The organism is Thermodesulfovibrio sp. 3907-1M (assembly GCF_040450955.1).
In the GTDB taxonomy this organism is placed as follows: Bacteria; Nitrospirota; Thermodesulfovibrionia; order Thermodesulfovibrionales; family Thermodesulfovibrionaceae; genus Thermodesulfovibrio; species Thermodesulfovibrio autotrophicus.
Genome location: NZ_CP144373.1, coordinates 1,414,595 through 1,436,811 on the forward strand (window position 1 = coordinate 1,414,595; position 22,217 = coordinate 1,436,811).

The 22,217-nt window shown below is 35.6% G+C and carries 29 protein-coding genes and 1 pseudogene; 8 read left to right on the plus strand and 22 right to left on the minus strand.

The features are described from left to right. The first annotated feature begins 9 nt into the window (after positions 1-9). Positions 10-1,773, plus strand: coding sequence for an excinuclease ABC subunit UvrC (uvrC, locus tag V4D30_RS07320; RefSeq protein ID WP_353683671.1), 1,764 nt, complete (start codon positions 10-12; stop codon positions 1,771-1,773). A gap of 1 nt (position 1,774) precedes the next feature. Here uvrC and V4D30_RS07325 read toward each other — a convergent pair whose 3' ends face one another. From V4D30_RS07325 to infB, 4 genes are read right to left on the minus strand one after another with little or no spacing between them, the layout of a single operon-like run. After that, positions 1,775-2,545: a ParA family protein gene (locus V4D30_RS07325; RefSeq protein WP_353683672.1), complete on the minus strand. Its 771-nt coding sequence runs from the start codon at positions 2,543-2,545 to the stop codon at positions 1,775-1,777. A 17-nt stretch (positions 2,546-2,562) separates the two neighbouring features. Further along, positions 2,563-3,573: a bifunctional oligoribonuclease/PAP phosphatase NrnA gene (locus tag V4D30_RS07330; protein WP_353683673.1), complete on the minus strand. Its 1,011-nt coding sequence runs from the start codon at positions 3,571-3,573 to the stop codon at positions 2,563-2,565. Further along, positions 3,570-3,926, minus strand: coding sequence for a 30S ribosome-binding factor RbfA (rbfA, locus tag V4D30_RS07335; protein WP_353683674.1), 357 nt, complete (start codon positions 3,924-3,926; stop codon positions 3,570-3,572). The genes V4D30_RS07330 and rbfA overlap by 4 nt, the downstream gene beginning before the upstream one ends. Before the next feature lies 1 nt (position 3,927). After that, entirely contained in the window at positions 3,928-6,180 is a 2,253-nt protein-coding gene (gene infB, locus V4D30_RS07340; RefSeq protein ID WP_353683675.1) for a translation initiation factor IF-2, read from the minus strand. Positions 6,181-6,264: 84 nt separating this feature from the next. Here infB and rpmB point away from each other — a divergent pair, with 84 nt between their 5' ends. From rpmB to V4D30_RS07370, 6 genes are read left to right on the plus strand one after another with little or no spacing between them, the layout of a single operon-like run. Further along, positions 6,265-6,453 carry a 50S ribosomal protein L28 gene (gene rpmB / locus V4D30_RS07345; RefSeq protein WP_353683676.1) on the plus strand — a complete coding sequence of 63 codons (189 nt, stop codon included), beginning with the start codon at positions 6,265-6,267 and terminating at the stop codon, positions 6,451-6,453. A gap of 2 nt (positions 6,454-6,455) precedes the next feature. Continuing rightward, positions 6,456-6,914, plus strand: a complete 459-nt coding sequence (locus V4D30_RS07350) for a DUF721 domain-containing protein (protein ID WP_353683677.1) — start codon at positions 6,456-6,458, stop codon at positions 6,912-6,914. A gap of 11 nt (positions 6,915-6,925) precedes the next feature. Further along, positions 6,926-7,273 (plus strand): hypothetical protein, encoded by a 348-nt coding sequence (locus V4D30_RS07355; RefSeq protein ID WP_353683678.1) that lies wholly within the window; start codon positions 6,926-6,928, stop codon positions 7,271-7,273. Then, entirely contained in the window at positions 7,266-7,532 is a 267-nt protein-coding gene (locus tag V4D30_RS07360) for a glutaredoxin family protein (protein WP_353683679.1), read from the plus strand. Before V4D30_RS07355 ends, V4D30_RS07360 begins: the two co-directional genes overlap by 8 nt. Continuing rightward, complete coding sequence (locus V4D30_RS07365) at positions 7,480-7,839, plus strand: ferredoxin-thioredoxin reductase catalytic domain-containing protein (RefSeq protein WP_353683680.1); 360 nt, start codon at positions 7,480-7,482, stop codon at positions 7,837-7,839. Before V4D30_RS07360 ends, V4D30_RS07365 begins: the two co-directional genes overlap by 53 nt. Before the next feature lie 17 nt (positions 7,840-7,856). Then, positions 7,857-8,228, plus strand: a complete 372-nt coding sequence (locus V4D30_RS07370; protein WP_353683681.1) for a DVU0772 family protein — start codon at positions 7,857-7,859, stop codon at positions 8,226-8,228. Here the strand turns inward: V4D30_RS07370 and V4D30_RS07375 are convergent. Beyond that, a complete protein-coding gene (locus V4D30_RS07375) occupies positions 8,223-8,876 on the minus strand; it encodes an HAD-IA family hydrolase (protein ID WP_353683682.1) in 654 nt (217 codons plus the stop codon). The two genes, V4D30_RS07370 and V4D30_RS07375, sit on opposite strands and share 6 nt — an antisense overlap. Continuing rightward, the gene (locus tag V4D30_RS07380) at positions 8,863-9,432 is read right to left on the minus strand and encodes a hypothetical protein (RefSeq protein WP_353683683.1); all 570 of its coding nucleotides are present in this window, start codon (positions 9,430-9,432) and stop codon (positions 8,863-8,865) included. Before V4D30_RS07380 ends, V4D30_RS07375 begins: the two co-directional genes overlap by 14 nt. 81 nt (positions 9,433-9,513) lie before the next feature. On the opposite strand from V4D30_RS07380, the gene bioD reads away from it, so the two are divergent. Continuing rightward, complete coding sequence (gene bioD / locus V4D30_RS07385) at positions 9,514-10,239, plus strand: dethiobiotin synthase (RefSeq protein WP_353683684.1); 726 nt, start codon at positions 9,514-9,516, stop codon at positions 10,237-10,239. Here the strand turns inward: bioD and panD are convergent. The 16 genes and pseudogenes from panD to V4D30_RS07465 form a co-directional block, all read right to left on the minus strand. Then, positions 10,227-10,589 carry an aspartate 1-decarboxylase gene (gene panD / locus V4D30_RS07390; protein WP_353683685.1) on the minus strand — a complete coding sequence of 121 codons (363 nt, stop codon included), beginning with the start codon at positions 10,587-10,589 and terminating at the stop codon, positions 10,227-10,229. The two genes, bioD and panD, sit on opposite strands and share 13 nt — an antisense overlap. Before the next feature lies 1 nt (position 10,590). Next, positions 10,591-10,878 carry an Asp-tRNA(Asn)/Glu-tRNA(Gln) amidotransferase subunit GatC gene (gene gatC, locus V4D30_RS07395; RefSeq protein ID WP_353683686.1) on the minus strand — a complete coding sequence of 96 codons (288 nt, stop codon included), beginning with the start codon at positions 10,876-10,878 and terminating at the stop codon, positions 10,591-10,593. A gap of 2 nt (positions 10,879-10,880) precedes the next feature. Next, a complete protein-coding gene (locus tag V4D30_RS07400; RefSeq protein WP_353683687.1) occupies positions 10,881-12,980 on the minus strand; it encodes a UvrD-helicase domain-containing protein in 2,100 nt (699 codons plus the stop codon). A gap of 33 nt (positions 12,981-13,013) precedes the next feature. Next, positions 13,014-14,855: a glutamine--fructose-6-phosphate transaminase (isomerizing) gene (gene glmS / locus V4D30_RS07405; protein WP_353683688.1), complete on the minus strand. Its 1,842-nt coding sequence runs from the start codon at positions 14,853-14,855 to the stop codon at positions 13,014-13,016. Next, positions 14,855-16,210 (minus strand): bifunctional UDP-N-acetylglucosamine diphosphorylase/glucosamine-1-phosphate N-acetyltransferase GlmU, encoded by a 1,356-nt coding sequence (gene glmU / locus V4D30_RS07410; protein WP_353683689.1) that lies wholly within the window; start codon positions 16,208-16,210, stop codon positions 14,855-14,857. Before glmU ends, glmS begins: the two co-directional genes overlap by 1 nt. After that, positions 16,210-16,821 (minus strand): DUF502 domain-containing protein, encoded by a 612-nt coding sequence (locus V4D30_RS07415; protein ID WP_353683690.1) that lies wholly within the window; start codon positions 16,819-16,821, stop codon positions 16,210-16,212. The genes glmU and V4D30_RS07415 overlap by 1 nt, the downstream gene beginning before the upstream one ends. A 1-nt stretch (position 16,822) precedes the next feature. Then, positions 16,823-17,578, minus strand: coding sequence for a YebC/PmpR family DNA-binding transcriptional regulator (locus tag V4D30_RS07420; RefSeq protein WP_353683691.1), 756 nt, complete (start codon positions 17,576-17,578; stop codon positions 16,823-16,825). Between the two features lie 59 nt (positions 17,579-17,637). Further along, a complete protein-coding gene (locus tag V4D30_RS07425; RefSeq protein ID WP_353683692.1) occupies positions 17,638-18,387 on the minus strand; it encodes a hypothetical protein in 750 nt (249 codons plus the stop codon). Beyond that, positions 18,384-18,953: an orotate phosphoribosyltransferase gene (gene pyrE, locus V4D30_RS07430; RefSeq protein ID WP_353683693.1), complete on the minus strand. Its 570-nt coding sequence runs from the start codon at positions 18,951-18,953 to the stop codon at positions 18,384-18,386. The genes V4D30_RS07425 and pyrE overlap by 4 nt, the downstream gene beginning before the upstream one ends. Positions 18,954-19,206: 253 nt before the next feature. Continuing rightward, positions 19,207-19,473 (minus strand): nucleotidyltransferase domain-containing protein, encoded by a 267-nt coding sequence (locus tag V4D30_RS07435; RefSeq protein WP_353683694.1) that lies wholly within the window; start codon positions 19,471-19,473, stop codon positions 19,207-19,209. Continuing rightward, positions 19,442-19,873 carry a glycine zipper 2TM domain-containing protein gene (locus V4D30_RS07440; protein WP_353683695.1) on the minus strand — a complete coding sequence of 144 codons (432 nt, stop codon included), beginning with the start codon at positions 19,871-19,873 and terminating at the stop codon, positions 19,442-19,444. Before V4D30_RS07440 ends, V4D30_RS07435 begins: the two co-directional genes overlap by 32 nt. Positions 19,874-19,895: 22 nt before the next feature. Further along, the gene (locus V4D30_RS07445) at positions 19,896-20,105 is read right to left on the minus strand and encodes a DUF5615 family PIN-like protein (protein ID WP_353683696.1); all 210 of its coding nucleotides are present in this window, start codon (positions 20,103-20,105) and stop codon (positions 19,896-19,898) included. After that, on the minus strand, positions 20,102-20,323 hold the full coding sequence (locus V4D30_RS07450; protein WP_353683697.1) for a DUF433 domain-containing protein: 222 nt from the start codon (positions 20,321-20,323) through the stop codon (positions 20,102-20,104). The genes V4D30_RS07445 and V4D30_RS07450 overlap by 4 nt, the downstream gene beginning before the upstream one ends. A 15-nt stretch (positions 20,324-20,338) precedes the next feature. Further along, the gene (locus V4D30_RS07455) at positions 20,339-21,232 is read right to left on the minus strand and encodes a diguanylate cyclase (protein WP_353683698.1); all 894 of its coding nucleotides are present in this window, start codon (positions 21,230-21,232) and stop codon (positions 20,339-20,341) included. Next, on the minus strand, positions 21,232-21,939 hold the full coding sequence (gene pyrF / locus V4D30_RS07460) for an orotidine-5'-phosphate decarboxylase (RefSeq protein ID WP_353683699.1): 708 nt from the start codon (positions 21,937-21,939) through the stop codon (positions 21,232-21,234). The genes V4D30_RS07455 and pyrF overlap by 1 nt, the downstream gene beginning before the upstream one ends. After that, positions 21,936-22,115, minus strand: a pseudogene (locus tag V4D30_RS07465) (dCTP deaminase); the annotation flags it as partial. The gene pyrF and the pseudogene V4D30_RS07465, both read right to left, overlap by 4 nt. Between the last annotated feature and the right edge of the window lie 102 nt (positions 22,116-22,217).

The following is a 22,217-nucleotide window of genomic DNA, read 5'->3' on the forward strand; positions in this document are numbered from 1 at the left end:
ATAAATTATATGATTGATTTAACCACTGTGCCTTCTTTACCAGGAGTTTATCTATTTAAAGATGCGTCGGGAAAGGTTCTTTATGTTGGAAAGGCGAAAAATCTTAAAAATAGGCTCAAGAGTTATTTTCAAAGCAGTGAGCTTGATGAAAGAAAGAAAAAAATGGTTCAGCTTGTAAAAAACTTCTCCTACATCGTTACATCAAATGAGTATGAAGCCCTTGTTCTTGAAGCAAATCTTATAAAGGAGTATAAGCCACCTTATAATGTTTTATTAAGAGATGATAAAAACTATCCATACCTGAGAATAACAATTGCTGAAGAGTGGCCCAGAATAGATGTTGTTCGGAAGCCAAAGAGAGATGGTAATTTATATTTTGGTCCCTATGTTCCTGCTCAGTCAATGTGGGAAGCTTTATCTTTTATCAGGAGAAACTTTCCAATAAGAACCTGTAAACACAGTTTAAACAAACCAGTGCGTCCATGTGTTCAGTATCAGATGAAAAGATGTCCTGCTCCCTGTGCTGGATTGATAAAAAAAGAAGACTACATGAAAGGAGTTGATGAGGTTATCTTATTTTTAAATGGGAGGAAAACTAAGTTGCTTGATAGATTACATGAAAAGATGAGAAAACTCTCTCAAGAACTTAAATTTGAAGAAGCTGCTGTTGTTAGAGATCAGATTAGAAGACTTGAAAGAATATTTTCTCAGCAGAGGGTGGTCTCTCAATCTGTTGAAGATATGGATGTTATAGGAATTTATACGGAAAATTCAAAAATATCCGTCAATGTTTTATTTGTAAGGAATGGCTTGCTTATTGGTTCAAAGGACTGGATAGTTAAAAAGGCTTTTTATGAAAATGAGAGAGAACTCATCACTTCAGTAGTTGAGGCTCTCTATTCAAAGGAAATGCTTATTCCTTCAACCATTATGATGAAAAACTTACCAGAAAGTTTGGATGAAATAAAGGAATGGTTAAAAGCTAAAAGAGGTGCTCCAGTTGAGCTCAAAACCCCTTATTCCGAAGAAGAAAGAGCACTTCTTGATATGGCATTAAATAATGCAAAGATTCATATAGAATCAAAGCTTTCGCCGGTAGAGACCACACTTGAAGAGCTCAAACAGAGACTTAATCTTATAGAAACTCCTTCCAAAATTGGCGCCTTTGATGTATCAACTCTTTTTGGAGCTCATTCTGTAGGAAGCTTCATTTACTGGGAAGACGGAAACTTTAACAAAAATTTTTACAGACATTTAAAAATAAAGGAAACTCAAGGAATTGATGATTATTCAGCCATGAAGGAGATTGTTTTAAGAGTTGTAAGAAAGTTTGATACAGATGAGGGAGTTCCAAAACCAGATTTAGTTCTTATTGATGGTGGTTTGGGACACTTAAATACTGCATTGAAAGTCATAAATGATTTAAAAGAGGAACTACCATGTTTTGCAATTGCTAAGGAACCTGACAGGCTTGTTTTTCCAGATGGAAGGGAGATGCTTCTTGAAGATAAAAAATCCTCTTCCCTTCTATTAAAAAAAATAAGAAATGAGGCTCACAGATTTGCCATATCCTATCATAAAAAGCTCAGAAAGAAAGCCACTTTTCAGTCAGTTCTTGAAAAAATTCCTGGAGTTGGCAAAAAAAGAAGGCTTACGCTGCTCAGACATTTTGGTAGCATTGAAAAAATAAAGTCTGCATCCTTAGAGGAAATAGCATCTTTGCCTGGATTTAACCTGAAAGTTGCTCAAAAAGTTATTGAAGCACTTAATTAAGCTATTTATCTTTTTCTTTCTGAAGGATTTCTTCTGCAAGTTCCCTGTAAGCAATAGTTCCCTGAGCCTCTGGAGCATAAAAAATAGCAGGCAATCCATTCATGGATGCCTCAGCAAGGGCAATGTTTCTTGGGATGCAGGTTTCAAAGGTTTTTGAACGAAAAACTTTTTTTATATCCTCTGCAATGGTTCTGCTTAAAGTAAGATGTTTGCTGAACATGGTAAGAAGAATTCCTTCAAGTTCAAGAGCTTCGTTGAAATTTCCTTTAATTCTCCAAAGCAGCTTTATAAATACTCTCAAAGCTTCAAGAGCAAACTGCTCACACTGAACAGGAATTATTACAGAGTCTGAGGCAACAAGGGCACAGAGAGCAAGAAAAGAAAAAGATGGAGGACAATCAATGAAAATATAATCAAATTCGTCTTTACAGGGCTCAAGTAAACACTTCAGCCTTTTGTCTCTCTCTTCAGTTTCAAATATCTCAAGTTCTGCCATGAATAGATCAATTCTCGAAGGAATTACATAAAGGTTTTCAAATGGCTGGATTAAAACTTCTTTGAGTGTTGCTTTGTCTGCGTAAAGTTCGTATAGTCCTTTAATTTTTTCTCCATTTTTTCTCATCCCCAATCCAAAGGTAAGACTTGCCTGAGGATCTGAATCTATTACGAGAACTTTTTTACCTTTTACTGCCAGAGAAGCTGAAAGATTAATAGCTGTTGTTGTTTTGCCAACACCACCCTTCTGACTGGCTATTGCTATAACCTTCCCCATTTATCTCAATTTGAATTTTAAACTTTGAAATCTAAATCGCCACTCAGAACATTATAAATCTTCAGTTTCTCTATAAGTTGCCTCCGTGCTTCTTCAAAGGATGTTTTGATTCTAAATCCGGCTGCATTTTTGTGACCTCCACCACCAAACTCTATTGCAATCCTACTAACATCCACATCACCCTTTGAACGAAGGCTTACTTTAATGAAGTTTTTTTCCATCTCTCTAAAAAGCACTGCAGCTTTGACATCTTTCAAAATTCTCAAAAACTCCACAAATCTCTCAGTATCTGGCTCAGAAGTTTCAGTCTCTTCAAAATCCTCTTTACTTATAAAAGCTATTGCAACAGGAGGTATTAATTCCACTCTGTTCAGCATTTTTATAAAAAGTTTAAATCTATTTTCACTCCACGATTCAAAACTATTTTGATAAATATATGAAGGTTTAGCTCCACATATTACCAGCTCTGATGCTATCTGAAAAACCTCTTCATTAGTGTTGTCAAACTGGAAATTACCGGTATCCACAATTATTGCTGTATAAAGATTTGTGGCAATTTGAGGAGTTATTTTACCGTTGAGGCTTTTTATAAGATAATAAATCATTATGCCTGTAGCTGCAGCCTCTGGTTCAATCCACTTTATACTCGATGCATCAACTGTTTTGTTAGTTTCAATGTGATGGTCAATAATTAATTTAGTGCTAAAAGTTGAGGCATTAATAGTTTCAATAATTTCTTTTTTATAGCTGATTCTGGCAACAGTATTGCAATCAACAAGAATCAAAACAGGCTTAAGGATTGAGGATTGAAGGTTTTCAATGTTTTTAATTAATCCAATTCCTGGAAGAAACTGATACTGCTGAGGGGCTGGTTCTGCATAAATTTCTGCTTTTTTGCCAAGCTGTTCAAGCAAAAATTTTAAAGCAATTGCTGAACCAAAGGCGTCTCCATCAGGCGTTGTATGGGTAAGTATCAAAAAAGAGTTATTCTTCTGGATTGCGTCAATTAAATCTTTCGGTGGTTTCAAACCTCCTCCGGAGCCTTTTTAATTTCTTTTAAAAGCTGATCAATTCTAAATCCTCGCTCTATGGATTCATCAAAAACAAATTCAAAAGTAGGTATTATCTTTATTCTGAGTCTTTTGGCTATCTCACTTCTTATAAATCCCTTTGCTTCATTTAAAATCTGAATTGAAAGCTCTCTTTCTTCTGCCTTAAGCACAGAGATAAAAACTCGTGCCTGTCTTAGGTCATCTGAAAGTTTCACATCAGTTACTGTAACAAAACCGAGTCTGGGGTCTTTTATTTTATGTAAAATTATCTGGGCAACCTCTTCTTTTAAGAGAACTCCAAGTCTCTCAGACCTTTTATATGGATGCATTTTAAATTCCTTTTACGGGAATTTTTTCAAGAACATAATTTTCAAGAATATCGCCTTCTTTAATGTCATTAAAGTTTTCTATTGTTAAACCGCATTCATAACCAGCCTGAACTTCTCTTACATCTTCTTTAAATCTTTTTAAAGAACTGATTCTGCCTTCATAGATCACGACGTTGTCTCTTATTACTCTTATGCCGTCACTTGCTCTTGATATTACACCATTTAAAACATAGCATCCTGCCACAGTTCCAACTTTTGAAATCTTAAATACTGCTCTTACCTCTGCTCTACCTATAACTCTTTCTTTAATTTCTGGTTCAAGCATTCCCTGCAGAGCTTTCTTTACATCATCAATTACTTCATAAATAATACTATAAAGCTTTATGTCAACACCAAGCTGGTCAGCCAGTTCCTGAGCTTTTGTTTCTGGACGAACATTAAATCCTATTATTATTGCATTGGCAGTGGCTGCAAGATTAACATCACTCTCTGTTATACCTCCAACAGCTGTATGTATAACCCTGACTTTAATATCAGGATGAGTTATCTCCTCCACTGCTTTTTTCAATGCTTCCACTGAACCCTGAACATCACCTTTTATGATTAAATTAAGCTCCTTAACTTCTCCTTCTTTAATTTTCTCATACAAATCCTGCAGCGTCAGTTTCTGGGCTTTTTGCATCTCGGCAAGTCTTTTCTTCTGTGCTCTTGCATTAGCTATTTGACGGGCAATCTTTTCATCTTCCACAACTGTGAAACTGTCTCCTGCTTGAGGCACTTCTTCAAACCCTACTACTTCAACAGGAGTTGATGGTGGAGCTTCATTAACTCTTTTACCTGTATCATCAATTAATGCTCTTACTTTTCCATAAGTTGTTCCTGCAACAAAAGCATCTCCAACCCTTAAAGTCCCGTTTTGAACAATCACTGTTGCCACAGGACCACGACCTTTGTCAAGTCTGGATTCAATTATTGTTCCCCTTGCAGGCTTATTTGGATTTGCTTTGAGTTCCATTATTTCTGCCTGAAGGAGTATCATTTCCAGTAAATTTTCTATACCTATTCTCTTTTTTGCTGAAATATCAACGAATATATTCTGACCACCCCATTCTTCAGGAATAACTCCATGTTCACTGAGCTGGGTTCTCACTCTCTGGGGATTTGCCTCTGGTTTGTCTATTTTGTTTACAGCAACCACTATAGGAACACCTGCTGCCCGAGCATGATTTATTGCTTCAATTGTCTGTGGCATTACTCCATCATCAGCAGCAACAACAAGAACAACAATATCAGTAACCTTTGCTCCTCTTGCTCTAAGAGCTGTAAATGCTTCATGCCCTGGTGTGTCAAGAAATGTAATATCTTTACCTGCAAGACTAACCTTATAGGCACCTATGTGCTGCGTGATTCCTCCTGCTTCCTGTTCTGTAACTTTTGTTTTTCTTATTGCATCAAGCAGTGAAGTTTTACCATGGTCAACATGACCCATAACAGTTACAATAGGAGGTCTCGGTTGAAGAAGCTCTGGAGTATCTTCTGGCTCTTCTATTACATCAATTTCCTCAGCCTGAGAGAGCTCTACTTTCACTCCAAAGCTTTCTGCTACAAGCTGGGCTGCATCCAAGTCAACAGGCTGATTAATTGTTGGCATGTAACCGAGTTCCATGAATTTTTTTATAACATCAGAGACTTTCTGACCTATGAGTTCTGCAAACTCTTTAACTGTTGTGCCTTCTTCTATCTTGATAGACTTTTTTCTCGGAGCAGTTGATGGTACCTGAACAGGCTCTTCTTTTTTTAGTTTGTTTTTAACTTTTTTTTGCTCCTTTATATCAAGCCACTTCTTTGGTTCTGATTTTTTGGGAGGTATTCTGTTTATCACGGGTTTTGGCTTTATTTTTTCAATTTTTTCAAAAGTTATTTCTCTTCTAAATCTACCGGGCAGATGTATCTCTTCTTCATCTTTTATTTCTTCTTCAATAATTTTAGGCGCTTCTTCTTTTTTCTCTATCTCTTTTGTCTCTTCAATCTTTTTTACTTCAACTGTTTCTATTTTTTCGTCCATTTTTTCTGGTTGTTTTTCTTTTTTAAAATGCTGTTTTATTAAGTCAACTTCCTCTGGTTCTATGTTGATGTTTGTAGTTCTTTTTTTGAACTGGACATTTCTAATTTTTTCAACGAATTTTACAATTTCTGAAGGTTTTACGCCAAGCTGTTTGGCTAATTCTATGCTTCTAACTGCTTTATCAGACATAATTTAATTCTTCCCTCCTTGTCTCTAAATCAATAAAATGTTATCATAAATAATTAAGTATATGCAAATTAAGGAGGAGGGAAAATGGCAAGCTGCTATGTATGTGGCAAGAAAAAAGTGGTGGGACACAATGTAAGTCACGCAAACAACAAAACAAAAAGATACTTCTTTCCAAATCTTCAGAGAATGAAAATTATTACTGAAAAAGGTCCAAGAAGAGTGCATGTATGCACAAGATGTCTTCGTTCAGGTCTTATCAAAAAAGCGATTTAGACATGGAGAGAATAGGACAAGTTTTACCTACTTTATTCAATAATTTTGGTATAGAAGAAGCAGTATCACTAAAATTTTTAAGAAAACGATGGAATGATCTATTCGGTTGTCCTGTTAAAGATCATACTTTTCCAAAGGATTTAAAAAATGGCGTTCTTTATGTGGTAGTTAACTCCCATGCATGGCTTTCTCAGCTAATTCTGTTAAAAGATGAATTTATTAAAAAACTTCATGTATATGGAATCAAGGATGTGGAATTCTGTTTTGGAAGAATTTACAGGAATCAGAAAGAAAAAGAAGAGGAGAGAGAAATCACCGGTTTATCTGCACAACAGCGAGAATGGATGGAAGATATTACGAAAAATATAAGAGATGAGGAGATAAGAACAACTGCTGAAGAACTCTTAAAAAAATATCTTCTTTTTATAAATCAAATTAAATCTGGGCAAAATAAAAATTAAGGAGTTTAATAATGACAGAGTTTAATTTCATCTTTAAGGATTACTCAGAGGAAGAAAGCAGAATTTATGAAGGAGCCATGAAAGAAATAATGCAGAACATAAAGAACGGAATGTCCTTCAGAGACGCTGTTGACAGTGTCCAGGTGGATGATAATGAATTAAAAGCTTTGATAGAAGATGATGCATTAAAGATACTTATTGCAGAGCTCTGTTATGTTTCAAAAATCCCCTTTGAAGAGTTGGCAAATATGTTAAAACTACCTCTTGAAACAATAAGAAAGGCAAACTTTGAGATGCTTGAAGATGTTCAATTAACCCTTGACAATACTTTTAATAAAAAGAGGAAAGGCAATGCATAAAAGAGTTAGATTATATTCATTGAGCACATGCCCTGTATGTAAAAAAGTAAAAGAATTTTTAAAGAATAACTCTGTAGAATATGATTTAATTGAAGTTGATACTCTTGACAGTGGTGAACAATGGCTTGCAATGAAAGAACTGAAAAAAATCAATCATCTGGAAACCTTTCCAACAGTTGTTGTTGAGACAGCTGTAGTAGGCTTTGATGAGGAAAGCCTCAGAAAAATTCTGGAACTTAATACCTCATATGACACCTGAAAAACTCTATGAAATTTTAGAAAAATATGCCAGGTCAAGGGGCTGGCAGTTAAACAAGGATAAAGACTTTGTATTTGAACTTTTGAAAGGGTTGATTAAAAATGAAGAACGTTATGGTTACAGATCGTGCCCTTGTAGACTGGCTTCAGGAGACAAAAAGACAGATGCTGATATAATCTGTCCCTGCCTCTACAGCGTAGAGGACATAAAAGAATATGGAAGATGCTATTGCGGTCTTTATGTAACAAAAGAGTATAATGAAGGAAAGATAAAAAGTAATGTCGTCCCAGAAAGAAGAAAGAAATAGAAGAGGGAGGTGATTTCATGATTTTCAGTGAATTAATCACGCTTAAAGAACTAAAAGAGGATCCCTATTTTAGAGAAAATATGTTGTGGGATGTTGAGCCACAGGAAGTCATGTCTCCAAGATGTGTAAAAGAAGGAGATAAATTAGTTTATAAAGGTCCTATTAAGGGTTATATCCCATACATTGACACTTCAGGTGCAAAGCCTGTTCTTTTTATAATGAGACATACCCAGATGGATTATGGAGAAACCATAGCAAGAATAGATGAAATCCCTGAAGAAATGCTTATTGAAGCAGTTAATGAAAACAGGGATAAAATATGCTTCGGAATGTGTCCAATAAATGAAAAGATAAAACAGTGGCTAAAAAGAGAACTTGGAGCTTTATAAATTAAAAATCTCCTCAAAGCTCATTATTGTTAAAAAATGCTTTGATTTCCGTGGAATAGAGCGGGCAGAGGAAACTGCTCTTAAAATAGGTAGTTTTACTCCTGCAAGTTTGGCTGTATGGAGAATTTCTTCTGTATCGTCAACAAAGATTGAATAGTCTGGTTCAAAAGAAACTCTTTCTTTAAGTCTTTTCCAGAATTCAATTTTCTCTTTGGGATAGCCAATATCAAAGGATGTAAACACGTCATGAAAATATTTATCAAAGCCTGTTTTCTTAAGTTTAAGCTCCATTACTTTGTTGTGAGCGTTTGTTACAAGATAAACTTTTTTACCATTGGAGTTTACAAATTTTAAAAATTCTTCAGCATCTGGATGAGGACAAATAAGATGATCCACTTCCTTTTTAAGCTGGAATATATCAAGACCTGTTTTACATGACCAGAAATCTACGTCTGTCCAATTAAGACTCCCTTCTTCTGTTTTGTACATTGAGAAAAGTATTCTTTGAGCTTCATCAAAGCTTATTCCTTCTTTTTCAGCATACTTTTGAGGTACATAAATCTCCCAGAAGTAATCGTCATAATACTTATCCAGTATTGTTCCGTCCATATCCAGAAGAATTGTTTTTATTTCATTAAAAAGTTTCATCTTCTGCTGAATACCAGGACATATCAATATAAAATCTTGTTCTCTCGTAAATGGTGCGTAAGATATTGCTTAATTCAAAAAATATCTCTTCATAAAACTGAAGATCCTTTAATTCTTCTTGAGAAGCAGGATAGGAATAAGCAATTTCATACTCTTCACCCTCCATCAAATCTTTTCCAATGAACTCTTTTTTTACTAAAACCATATCCAGCTCAGGATACTCATTAACTATCTCTTCAAAAAGTTCACTTATATGATTGTATCCTTCAATAAATGGAAGGTTTATGACAAATTCAATCTCTACCATGTTTTCAAACTCATCAGAGTTCTGGTCCTCCTCATCATAAAGAAAAGAACTACTTGTCTGATGGGCATCATAAGAAAATGACACTGTAGCACTTATTGGATAGGGAGGCTTAATTTCTGGCAAGGTCATTAAAAGCTTGCTCTCTTTATTTAAGGAATACTGCTCAATGTATGTGGACATATCATACACATCAAGATAATTTTTTGCTGCATCCATTATTCTCATCTGTAATTCTTCAAATCTTATCACAGTTCCTCCTTATCGGGTTGCCTTTAGTTTATATAACATTATACCATATAACGATAATATTCTTTGAAAGGGAGGATTAATATGAAAGCTGGATACTTTATTACAGGCACAGATACAGGAGTGGGGAAAACTATTGTTACTGCTGCAATACTTAGGAGTTTTATAAAAAAAGGATTAAAGGTTGGTGCAATGAAGGTTGTTGAAACAGGATGTCTTAACAAAGATGGGATACTGTTACCAAGTGATGGAATGCTTTTAAGAGACATGGCTGAAATGAATGACTCTGTTGATTTAATAACGCCTGTAAAAATGGAGAATCCATTGAGCCCCCTTGTGGCATCAAGGCTTGAAAATATAGAAGTTGACATTGATAGAATATTTAAGTCCTTTGAAACTCTTAAGAAAAAGTATGACTATCTTGTTATTGAAGGTGTAGGTGGATTAATGGTTCCTCTTATCAAAGAAGAAAAAAGGAAAACAAATTTTTATTTTGTCAGGGATTTAATCAAAGATATGGAGTTACCTGTAATAATCGTAACGAGACCATCTCTTGGCACCATTAATCACACACTTCTTACATTGGAGGCATTGAAAAATAAAAAAATTCCTGTAAAGGGTTACATTATTAATTTTTCTGAGCCCGCAAAAAATGACATTGCTGAAAAAACAAATCCGCAGGTTTTAAAAGAATTGCTTGATATACCCTGTCTCGGAGTTCTTCCATATTTAACTGAACTGAATAAAGACAGAATAGGAGAAACAGCTCTAAAAAGTCTTGATGTTGAAGCCTTGATTCAAGGAGTATAAACCTTTACAGGATTGTTATTTTCATCAAGGATTACAATCTTTGGTTTGTGCAAAGGAATTTCATTTTCCGTAAAATAGCCATAGGAAAAAATAACAATTCTGTCTCCTACCTGAGCTTTTTTTGCAGCTGGACCATTAAGTCCTATTGTTTTTGAGCCTTTTGGTGCAGGAATAACATAGGTATCAAATCGCTCACCATTATTCATGTTGCTTATCCATACTCTTTCATAAGGCAATATTCCAGCCAGCTCAATTAGCTCAGCATCAATGCTTATTGAGCCTTCATAAAATAAATTAGTCTCTGTTACCTTTGCCAGATGTAGTTTTGCTCTTAAAAAACTTCTAAGCATCTTACTCTATTATTTTAGGAACTTTAAAAAATTTATCTGTAGCCTGGGGAGCATTTTTTAACACTTCCTGTCTCGGTAAAGACTCCTTAACAACATCCTCTCTGAATACATTATTAAGCTCAATAACATGGGATGTAGGCTCTATAGCAGCTGTATCAATTTCATTTAATTTTTCAACATACTCAAGAATGCGGCTTAATTGATCCTGATAAAGCTCTAATTCTTTCTCATCAAGCTCAAGCCTACTCAGCATTGCAATATGTTTTACCTCTTGTTTTGTTATTTTCATCTTTACACCCTCTCTAAGTTTACAATTTTTGGAGCTAATTTTTTAACCCCTATGCCTGGAAAGTTAACAACAACCTTTAAATCATCTCCTTCTCCATAACAGTCTCTTACAACTCCAACTCCCCATGTGGGATGCTTTACTTTGCATCCTATCACAAATGGATGCTTGACCCTGGATTTTTCTGATTCCTTTTTTTCTGGAGTAAATGAGGAATAATCTTTTCTGATGCATGTGCAGTATTCAGGTGGAATGTCTTTGATAAAGCTTGATGGCTCCTGTTTCTGAACTTTTGAATAAAGCTTTCTCTGCCTTACACTTGTAAGGTATAAAAGATTCTTGGCTCTTGTCATTCCCACATAAAAAAGCCTTCTTTCTTCCTGTAATTCCACAGGATCTTCAAGTGCCTTAAAGTAAGGTAAAATTCCCTCTTCACAGCCTACGATGAAAACCACCGGAAACTCAAGTCCCTTGGCTGCATGAAGGGTAAGAAGACAGACTCCGTTTTTCCTGTTTTCCCATGTATCCACGCTTGAAAGAAGAGCAACTTTATCAAGAAATTCCCTTAATGATACTTTTTCTGCAGAACTAAGAAGCTCTAAAACATTCTGAATTCTGTCCTCTTCAATTTCCTCAAGATATCCAGTAAGATTCAATATATCCCTTATCATTGACGCAGCATCCTGATACTCTTTCTCAGAAAGCTCATCTATAATTGTGGTAAAGGATAAAAGCTTTTCTTTTAAATTAACAGCAACAGAATCATCTTTTATCATTTTTTTTATTGCTTCATAGGTTGATATCATATGTTTTTTAGCTTCATTTTCAATTTTTAATAAAGCTCCTGCTCCAATTCCCCTTGGAGGAGTATTTATGATTCTCATAAGGCTTACATTGTCTTCTTTGTTTAAAATAAATCGCATGTAAGCAAGCACATCTTTTATTTCTTTACGGTGGTAAAAGCTTACTCCACTTATCACCTGATAGGGTATCCCTTCCATACGCAAAGCCTCTTCCAGAGCTCTTGCCTGAAGAACCAATCTGTAAAGAATTGCAAAATCTCTAAATTCATACTCACCTTTAAGATAAAGTTCCTTTATATTTTTTGCTATGTACTTTGCTTCTTCCTCTTCATTGCTCAATTGACAGTAAAAAACTTTTTCACCCCAATCTCTTTCTGTCCAGAGAGATTTTGGTTTTCTCATTGGATTTTTTGAAATCATGGCAGTTGAGGCAAGAATTATATGCTTTGTAGAACGATAATTCTGCTCCAGTTTAACTACTTTTGTCTTTGGAAAGTCTTTTTCAAAGTTAAGAATGTTATAAACATTTGCTCCTCTGAATTTGTAAATACTCTGATCATCATCTCCAACAGCACAGATATTTCCATGATATTTGCAAAGAAGTTGTAACAGTTCATACTGAGATTTATTGGTATCCTGAAATTCATCCACAAGTACGTATCTGAACTGTTCAGAGTATCGTCTGAGTAAATCTTCATTTTCCCTGAATAACCTTATTACGCAAAGAATCAGATCATCAAAATCCAGAGCATTGCATTTTTGAAGCTCTGTCTGGTATCGCATATATATCCTGCCCAGTCTTTCTTCAAACTCGTAACCTTCAATATTTGAGATATAATCTTCCGGAGTGACCAGATTTGATTTAAGATTGCTTATTTTGTTCACAACACATTTACATAAAGCTTCATGCATGTTCAGATCTTTTAAGATTCTCTTTATCAGCCCTGCCTGATCATCTTCGTCATAAATGATAAAGTCTTTTTTATAACCAATTTTTTCAATTTGAGCTCGCAGTATTCTTACACAGAGTGAATGGAATGTTCCTATCCAAGGATTTTTAAGAGTGCCGTTACAGATTTTAAAGATTCTTTCCTTCATTTCATCAGCTGCCTTATTTGTAAAAGTTACGGTGAATATGGAAGATGGATGGAATCCCATTGCTTCTTTGAGATAGGCATACTTATAAGTAATCACTCTTGTTTTACCACTTCCTGCTCCTGCAAGAACAAGAAGTGGACCTTCACAGTAAAGAACTGCTTCCTGTTGTGCCGGATTTAATTCCGACAGAGGGAAATCTTTCATAGCTGTACCCCTCTTATTTTATTTTTTATCAAACTATTCAACGGTAACACTTTTTGCAAGATTTCTCGGTTGATCCACATCACATCCTCTTAAAACCGCCACATGATAAGCAAGCAACTGAAGAGGAATAGTGAAAAGCACTGTATTGAGATAGGTGTTTATTCCCTCAACATAAATAAATCTATCAGACAACTTTTTGAGTTTTTCATCTTTACTGTCTGAAATGGTTATTATAAAGCCGTCTCTTGCCTTTATTTCCTGCATGTTTGACAGGGTCTTGTCAAAATAAAGATCGTCGGAAACAATGAAAACTACAGGAAATCCTTCCTCTACTAAAGCAATGGGTCCGTGTTTCATCTCTCCAGCAGGATATCCTTCTGCATGAATATAGGATATTTCCTTGAGTTTAAGCGCTCCTTCAAGGGCAACAGGATAGAGCGGTCCTCTACCAAGATAAAGAAAATTTTGCTTTCTGTAAACTTCCTTTGCAAGCTCCATTATCTTATCTTCAAGCTTTAAAGCCTCTTCAGCCATCCGCGGAAGCATGATAAGATGTCTCAAAAAACCTGAGTAGAGATCCGCTGTAAATATTCTCTTTGCCTTTGCCATAGCAAGAGTAAGAAGATACAGGGCTACAATCTGACAGGTAAAAGCCTTTGTTGAGGCAACCCCTATCTCAGGTCCTGAATGGGTATAAAAAACACCATCTGCTTCCCTTGATGCTGTGCTTCCTACAACATTGCATATGGCAAGAGTTTTTACTCTTGATTTTTTAGCAAATCTTAGAGCTGCAAGAGTATCCGCTGTTTCTCCAGACTGGGTTATTGCTATAAATAGAGAGCCTTCCTCAAAGGGAACATTTCTGTATCTGAATTCAGAGGCAATATCTACTTCTACAGGTGTTTCTGCCATATTTTCAATCATGTATTTACCAATAAGACAGGCATGGTAGGAGGTACCACAGGCAACGAGATATATTCTTTGTGTAAGAGCAAGATCTTCAAAGCTTATTCCAAGCTCTTTGTACACCACCTTTGAAGCATCAGGTAAAACTCTTCCCCTTATTGTATCTGCAATGGCTCTCGGTTGTTCATGTATTTCCTTAAGCATGAAATGCTTGTATCCACCTTTTTCAGCCATTGAGGCTGTCCATGTAACGGTCTGTATTTTTTTGCTTTTCTCTTTACCATTTATGTCAAACACTTTAAAATCGTCCTTTTTGAGCACAATCATCTCACCATCATCAAGAAAGATTACTCTGTTACAGTGATTTAGAAATGCTGGTACATCAGAAGCAATGAACTTTTCATTATCCATAATTCCAGCAACAAGAGGGCTTTCCATTCTTACGCCAATGATTTTATCAGGCTCTTTCTCATCAATTACTACAAGAGCATAGGAGCCTTTGAGCAATTTAACTGCCTGTCTTACTGCTTCCTCAAGATTAAAATTGGCTCTATATTTATTTATGAGATGTGCAATTACTTCTGTATCAGTCTCAGAAATGAATTTATAGCCTTCCCGTGTTAATTCATCTTTCAGGGCAGCATAGTTTTCAATAATACCATTATGAACAATAGCAATTCCACCAGAACAGTGGGGATGTGCATTTAAACTTGATGGTTTACCATGAGTTGCCCATCTCGTATGTCCTATTGCCAGAAAGGGTTGTGAACTCAAAAGTTGAGGATTCTGAGTTTTAATAAGTTGTTCCAGATCATTAATCTTTCCTTTGCATTTGACAGTTTTAATTCTACCATCAGTCAAACAGGCTATTCCTGCTGAATCATATCCCCTGTATTCAAGCCTCTTTAATCCATCAAGCACTACTTCAATGGCATTTTTACTTCCTACGTAGCCGATAATGCCACACATTATTGTCTCCCCTTCTTTTTCTTTGCCCAGCCTTCAATGTGTTTTTGAGGTGTTCTTGATATGGCAAGAGCATCCTCTGGAACATCTTTTGTAATTGTAGAGCCTGCACCTATGTATGCACCTTTTCCAACTTTTACAGGTGCCACAAGCTGAGTGTCACTTCCTATGAAAACTTCATCTTCTATTTTTGTCTTGTGCTTTTTCTTTCCGTCATAATTGCATGTAATCGTGCCTGCACCTATGTTTACATTCTTACCTATTTCAGCATCTCCGAGATAACTTAGATGAGCAGCCTTCGTTCTATCTCCAATTACTGATTTCTTAACTTCTACAAAATTGCCGATTCTGCACTCCTTACCAATAAAGCTCTCAGGTCTTATATGGGCAAAAGGACCAATTTTTGAACCTGATTTTATATGAGAGCCTTCAATAACTGTGTAGTCCCTCACCTCAACCCTGTCTTCAATTATGCTGTCACGGATTCTTACTCCCTGATAAATAACACAGTTTCGACCGATTGAGGTATTTCCTTCAAGAAAAACATTTGGATAAACTATTGTATCCTGCCCAATTTTCACTGAAGGACCAATCCAGACTGAGTCCGGATCATAAAATGTAACCCCTTCATTCACCCACTCTTTAACAACTCTGTCTCTTAAATACTTTATGGCAAGGGAAAGCTCTTCCCGATTGTTTATTCCGATTAGTTCATCTTCTTCTGCCATTGCATAGGCATCCACTTTATATCCTTTAGCTATGGCTATTTCTACAAGGTCTGTTAAGTAAAACTCTCCCTTACGAGGGTTTTCCTTAATCTCTTTAACGAGCTTGAGGACTTCTTTTTTTACCAGATAAACTCCGCTGTTAGCCTCATCTGATTCAGAGCCAGAGTAATCAGTGATTTCCAATATTTTTTCAACCTCACCCTTAGAGTTTCTTAAAATTCTTCCATATGAATGCTTTCTGCTTGGATAAAAAGAGAGAATTGCCATATCCAGAGATTTCTCATCAAACACCTCTAAAAAATTAAGTAGTGTGTCCTTTTTTATCAAGGGTGTATCACCATTAAGAATAAGGATTTTTTCACTTTTTATACGAGGCAGAGCAACTTCCACAGCATTAGCTGTTCCCTTCGGCTCGTTCTGAAAAACAATTTTTACATTTCTCGTACTCAGATATTCTATAACTTCAGTTAAAGATGGATTGACAACAACAAATATACTGGCAGGACTTAAACTCTGAGCACACTCTACAACATAGTCTATAATTGGTTTATCAAAAATTCTGTGAAGCACTTTTGGCAGCGTGGATTTCATTCTTGTGCCCATTCCTGCTGCCAAAATTATCACATCCACTATTTATCACCTCTTATTATCTGTGGTGCTGCTATTCCACCTGAAAGAATTATCTTTATTCCTTCCTGCACTGGAATATTTGTATGAATTACACTTTCAGGTTCAAAAAGCACAACTTCTCCAAGATAGAGATTATTCGTTGGTATATAAACTGCAATAAGTCTTTTTTCCATATTATTTTCTTTTAATAAACACTCCTTTGTCTGAAATCCGAACACGAAACTGTCCTTTCTTGGATACTCAACAATTACAAACTTCTGAAAGGATGTTTTATTTTCAGGTGAAAAAGCATCAATTAGCTGTTTCAGTGAAGAATAAAGGCTTTTAAAAATGGGAATTTTAAGAAAGAGCAGTTTTTCAATCTGGTCTAAAAGCTTTTTCCCAAAAACATTGGTTGATATAACTCCTACTATAAATACAAGCAGTAGCGCTGTTATAAATCCCAATCCAGCGATGTGCTTGCCAAAAATATAGTCATATATAGGACCCAAAAGACCATCTATGATTTTAAAAAGTTGAATAAGGATAAAGATGCTTATTGCTACAGGAATTGTTACTATTAGACCTGCAATAAATTTTCTCTTAAAAGTAAGCCTAATAGATGGTTCCATGCTATGCTTCTGCCTTACTCATAGCCTCATCTGGTATATCAAAGTTTGCATATACATTCTGAACATCGTCATGATCCTCTAAGGCATCCATCAGTTTCAACATTTTTTCTGCATCTTCTCCTTCTACGGAAACATAGTTTTTAGGCAACATCGTAACCTCTGCCAGAGAAACATTTATACCAGCCTTCTGAAGAACCTCCTTCACATTTTTTAAATTTTCTGGTGAAACAATTATTTCATAATTTTCCTCTTTTGGATCATTCTTTACATCTTCTACGCCTGCATCCAGTGCAACTGAAAGAAGAGTATCTTCATCTACAGATTTTTTATCAACAAGAATATATCCTTTTTTCTCAAAAATCCATGAAACACATCCTGACTCACCAAGACTTCCACCATGCTTTGAAAGAATATGCCTTATTTCAGAAACAGTTCTGTTTTTATTGTCTGTCATTGCTTCAATTAGAAGGGCAACTCCTCCCGGACCATAGCCTTCATAGACAACCTCCTCATATGCTGTTCCAGCAAGCTCTCCAGTGCCTTTCATTATTGCTCTTTTTATGTTGTCAGAGGGCATGTTTACTTCTCTTGCCTTCTCAATGGCTACTCTCAGCCTGGGATTTTTTTCAGGGTCTCCACCGCCAAGACGAGCTGCTACTGATATTTCTTTTACAAGCTTTGTAAAAATTTTCCCTTTTCTGGCATCAACCTGAGCTTTTTTATGTTTGATTTGTGCCCATTTGGAATGACCTGCCACAATAACCTCCCCGAGAAGGATGGAATATTTTTAATAATAATAAGATTTTTCTTTTTATGTCAAATTCTTATCTCTTCTATAACATTCAAAGCATCAATAAATAAAGAATTTTTAATGCCTCCAACTGTAAGCTCCTTAATAAACAAACTTCTTTGCGCCTTTATAAATTCAGATTTATCAATTGAAGCAATACTGCATATTTCATCAATAAACTCAGGAATAACAGGAACTTCAAAGAGGCTGTTTTCATTCATCATGAATTTTCTAAAAAAAGGATTATTCTCAAACTCTAAAAAAATCCTTTCCATGATATTTTTTTGAAAAATAAGATTCTGCTGAAGTTTATAAAAATTCTCTTTAAGCTCTTTATCTGTAAACTCACCGTCCCATATCAAAGGAGCATCATCATGAAATCCCTTACATGCCCGAAAAGCACCTTTTTTTCTTTCTGTTATTACAAGATCTTGTAAGTCTTCTGGAAAAGTAACTGAAAACGGAATAACATTGCATTGAAGAGGTTTCTCTTTTCCATGTAGGGAACATAAAGAATCTCTCAACATTTTACATCTTTTTTTAAAACGGTTTCCAGCTATAAAATCTCCAATTATGTAAGAGTTTTTGTATTTAATGGCAAACTCTTCTATATAAGTTTTATGAGACGAATTAAAAGGATGTATTTTTCTGAATCCGACTGTAATCGGGAAAAATCTGTAAAGTCTGCCAGACTCTTTCAATGTAAGAATTGTTGCTCCTCCACAACAGACAGAGGAGCAATTAATCATGCATTGAAATCTGATCTGCTTTTTCACTTTCTAAACTGCATTACATCATCCCTTAATACAACTGCTTCAAGCTGCGCAGGAAATCCGCATTCTTCAAGAAATTTTAATATATTTTCCCTTCCGCCTTCCTGCCTGTCAACAAGAACCACAACCTTTTTTACAAAAATTCCTGCCTCCTTAAGCCGGGTTATTGCCTGGATTGTTGAGCTACCTGTTGTAATAACATCATCCACAACTACCACACTATCACCTTCCTTAATATTTCCTTCAATCCACTGCATTGTGCCATGTTCCTTTGCTTTTTTTCTTACGACGAATGCTTCTACTGGATTACCTCTTAGATAGGATGTATAGGCTACAGCACTGGCAATTGGATCAGCACCGAGAGTAAGCCCTCCGATGCCTTTTACATTAAGGCTGGCAATCATGTCATAAATAATGTTGCCTATCAAATACATTCCTTCTGGAGAAAATGTTACTGCTTTGCAGTTAAAATAATAATTACTTAGCCTTCCAGAGGTAAGCTTGAATACAGGTGTTTCAGAGTATTTAAATGCCTTTTCATAAATAAGTTTAATGAGTTTTTCTTTCATGACTTTCAGTTTCAGCCTCCAGTAGTTTAGTTATAGTTTCTTTAAAATCTATCTCAGGATTAAACACCTGAGGCTAAGACCTCCTTTATATGTCTCATCCAGTAAGGATAAAAATCAGCATAGGCTTTAAGAGTATAGATTAAAAAATCTTCCCATAGTTCTTCATTCTTTAAAGTTATAAGCCTGCCTCTTACTACATTATAAGCAAAAAGAACATATGCATCATTTAAAACTTTGCAGTCAACAGGATAGTTTACTTTTTTTCTACTTTATCAAGTAAAGTAATCTCGTAGTAATACCAGTCGCTTTCTTTAAAATTTTCAACAAAAACAGCTATATCAATATCTCTAAAGTAAGCATTCTCAATGAAAGAGCCAAATAAATAGGCAAACGCAATACGGTCTTCCTCTTCAAGCTCTGATTTTATAATGTTAGATATTTTTCTTTTTTCTTCCTCAGGAATCTGGTATAGCTTTATTTCTCTATTTTTAATAGCTTCTTTCCTGCTTTTCAGACTCACATACCTCTTTTACAGTATCTTTCACAAGTTTTCCATTTTCCCAGACTTTTTCTGATACTTTTCTGCATTTTGTATAAGGGTCCTTATAGTAGTAATCGCTTGCTGGTTCTGCTCTGTAGTAGCCTCTTCCATCTTCAGTCCTGTATTCAACAGGTCTTCCACTCTGATAGGCTTCTCTTGAACCTCTTGTTGAAATATCAGCAATAGTTGCACCAAATACAGCTCCCAATCCCGCACCGATAACTCCACCACGCCATGGATTTTTTTTGTCAAGGAGTGCTCCTGCTATCCCACCAACCACTGCACCTGCACCTGCTCCTTCATAGTGTTGTTGCTGAAGCTGCCCGCATGCCACTGTAAAAAGCATTAATGCTGCCAAGACCAGGGCTAATCCCTTCATACATCAACCTCCTTTTTTTCTTTTATTCTAACTTATTAGGATGATATCTGAAAATTTTTGAAAAATCTTTATCCATTGTAATAATTATGCGATTCTGCTGACAGGCTATTTTATACACTTCATCATCTTTTATCCCTGATAATCTACCGCGTATACTCAATACATCATGTCCTTGTTCTCTCAAGTATTCAATAATCGGTTCAAATAAGTTCTCATCAGCAAGAAATCTCATATAAACACACCAGCTTCTTCATCAGCAAGAGTCGCAGCATAACTCAAACATGCCTTAATATCTTCATCTGTAATGTTAGGATAGGCTTTTTTTATATCTTCAAAACTTTCTCCTGAAGCCAAGAGTTCAAGAATTATATGAACAGGAATTCTTGTTCCTTTTATGCAGGGCTTTCCACTGCAAATTTGAGGATCCACTGAAATTCTCTCTACTTTCATTTGCCCTCCTTTTTTTTATTCTACATCAATTGCTTCAAAAATTACTCTATTTCTTCCTGACTGCTTTGCTTTGTAAAGAGCTATATCCGCTTTCTGGATTATTTCATCAATTGAATATCCCTCTTCTCCATAGTATGTGGTAAATCCTATGCTTATGGTGTTTTTAATTCTTTCGCCTTTGAATGTATAAAAATCATTTTTTTCAACTTTTTCTCTGAAACTCTCAAGAATTTCTCTTGCTGTATTTTCATCTGTGCCTGGCAGAAGAATACAAAACTCTTCACCTCCATATCTTCCAATCAGTGCCCTTTCAGGCATGCTATTGTGAGCAAGATGTATCAACTCAATTAAAACTTTATCACCTGTTTGATGCCCGTAGGTATCATTAACTTTTTTGAAGAAGTCTATGTCAAACATTGCCAGAGTTAAAGGTTCTTTATAAAGATTGCACCACTGAATCTCCTCATGCATCTTTTCTAATAAAAAGCCTCTTTGATAGGCTCCTGTTAAAGGGTCTTTTGTTAGAAGGCTATTAAAATCTTTCTTAAACTCAACAATTTCACTGGCTTTATTTATCTTCATTAAGATTTCACATTTCAAAAAAGGCTCTATGACATAGTCAAAAATCTCATAGTTACAGAGTTTTTCAATGGTTTTTTCATCTTTTCTCCTTAATATCAGAATCAATGGAATCTCTCTTAGAGAGGGTGCTTGAACAATTTTTTTCAATAACTTCCAGCATGTCCTCAGGCAAAAATCAAGAATAATTATATCAGGCTGGCTTTTATAAATTCTATCAATAGTTTCATCATCAATGGGAGAAACGAAAAGATTTTTCACTTCTTCTTTAAGAAAATCAGACAATTTTTTTATAAATTTTTCTCTATTAGAACAAACAAAGAGATTCATCACTGCGGATTTATCATTGTAATAATTGCCCTCCTTGGTGATGTCTCAGTAATGGCTCTTCCAATAACTATGTAGTCTGCACCCTCACAAAAGGCTTCATAAGGTGTGGCAACTATTTTTTGATCGTGAAAATTAGCATCTTTCAGCCTTATTCCTGGAGTTACAACAGTGAAATCCTTTCCGCACAGCTCTTTAATGGTTTTTACTGAAGAAACTGCAGATACAACTCCATCCAGTTCTGCCTGTTTTGCCTTTAAAGCTAAATTTTTAGCAAGAACTTCCCGGGCAACTGGGGAAGAAAACACCTGAGTTAATTCTTCGTCGTTCAGACTTGTTAAAACAGTAACCCCTAAAATCTTAGGTGGTGGTATATTTTCTCTGTAAGAATATTCTTTTACAGCCATGACAGCTCTTTGCATCATTTCAATACCGCCTGAGGCATGAACTGTAAACATGTCAATCTCATATTGAAGCACAGATTTTACAGCTTTGTAAACAGTGTTGGGAATGTCGTGAAATTTGAGATCAAGGAAAACTTTCTTTCCTTTATTTTTGAGAATTTTTAAAATCTGAGCTCCTTCGCTCAGAAAAAGCTCAAGTCCTACTTTGTAAAAATTAATAAGCCCTTCGAGTTCATCAACAATCTTTAAAGCATCTTCTTTTTTTGAAAAATCAAGGGCAACTATGATGCGACCCGGGTCAATCATATCTTTGGCAGCACTATGCCCTGTTGAGCCTGATACTTTCCTTTTCTGTCAGCATAGGAGACCTCGCATTCTTCCTCAGCCTTTAAGAAAATGAGCTGGGCAATTCCTTCATTGGCATAAATCTTTGCAGGCAGAGGCGTTGTATTTGATATCTCTATTGTTAAGTAACCTTCCCAGCAGTTACTTGACCAGCATGCTTTACCGTTTCTCCTAACATAAAGTGTATGATTTGGAACAGTAACATCATACACATAATCATCATATGGAACTTTACTGAA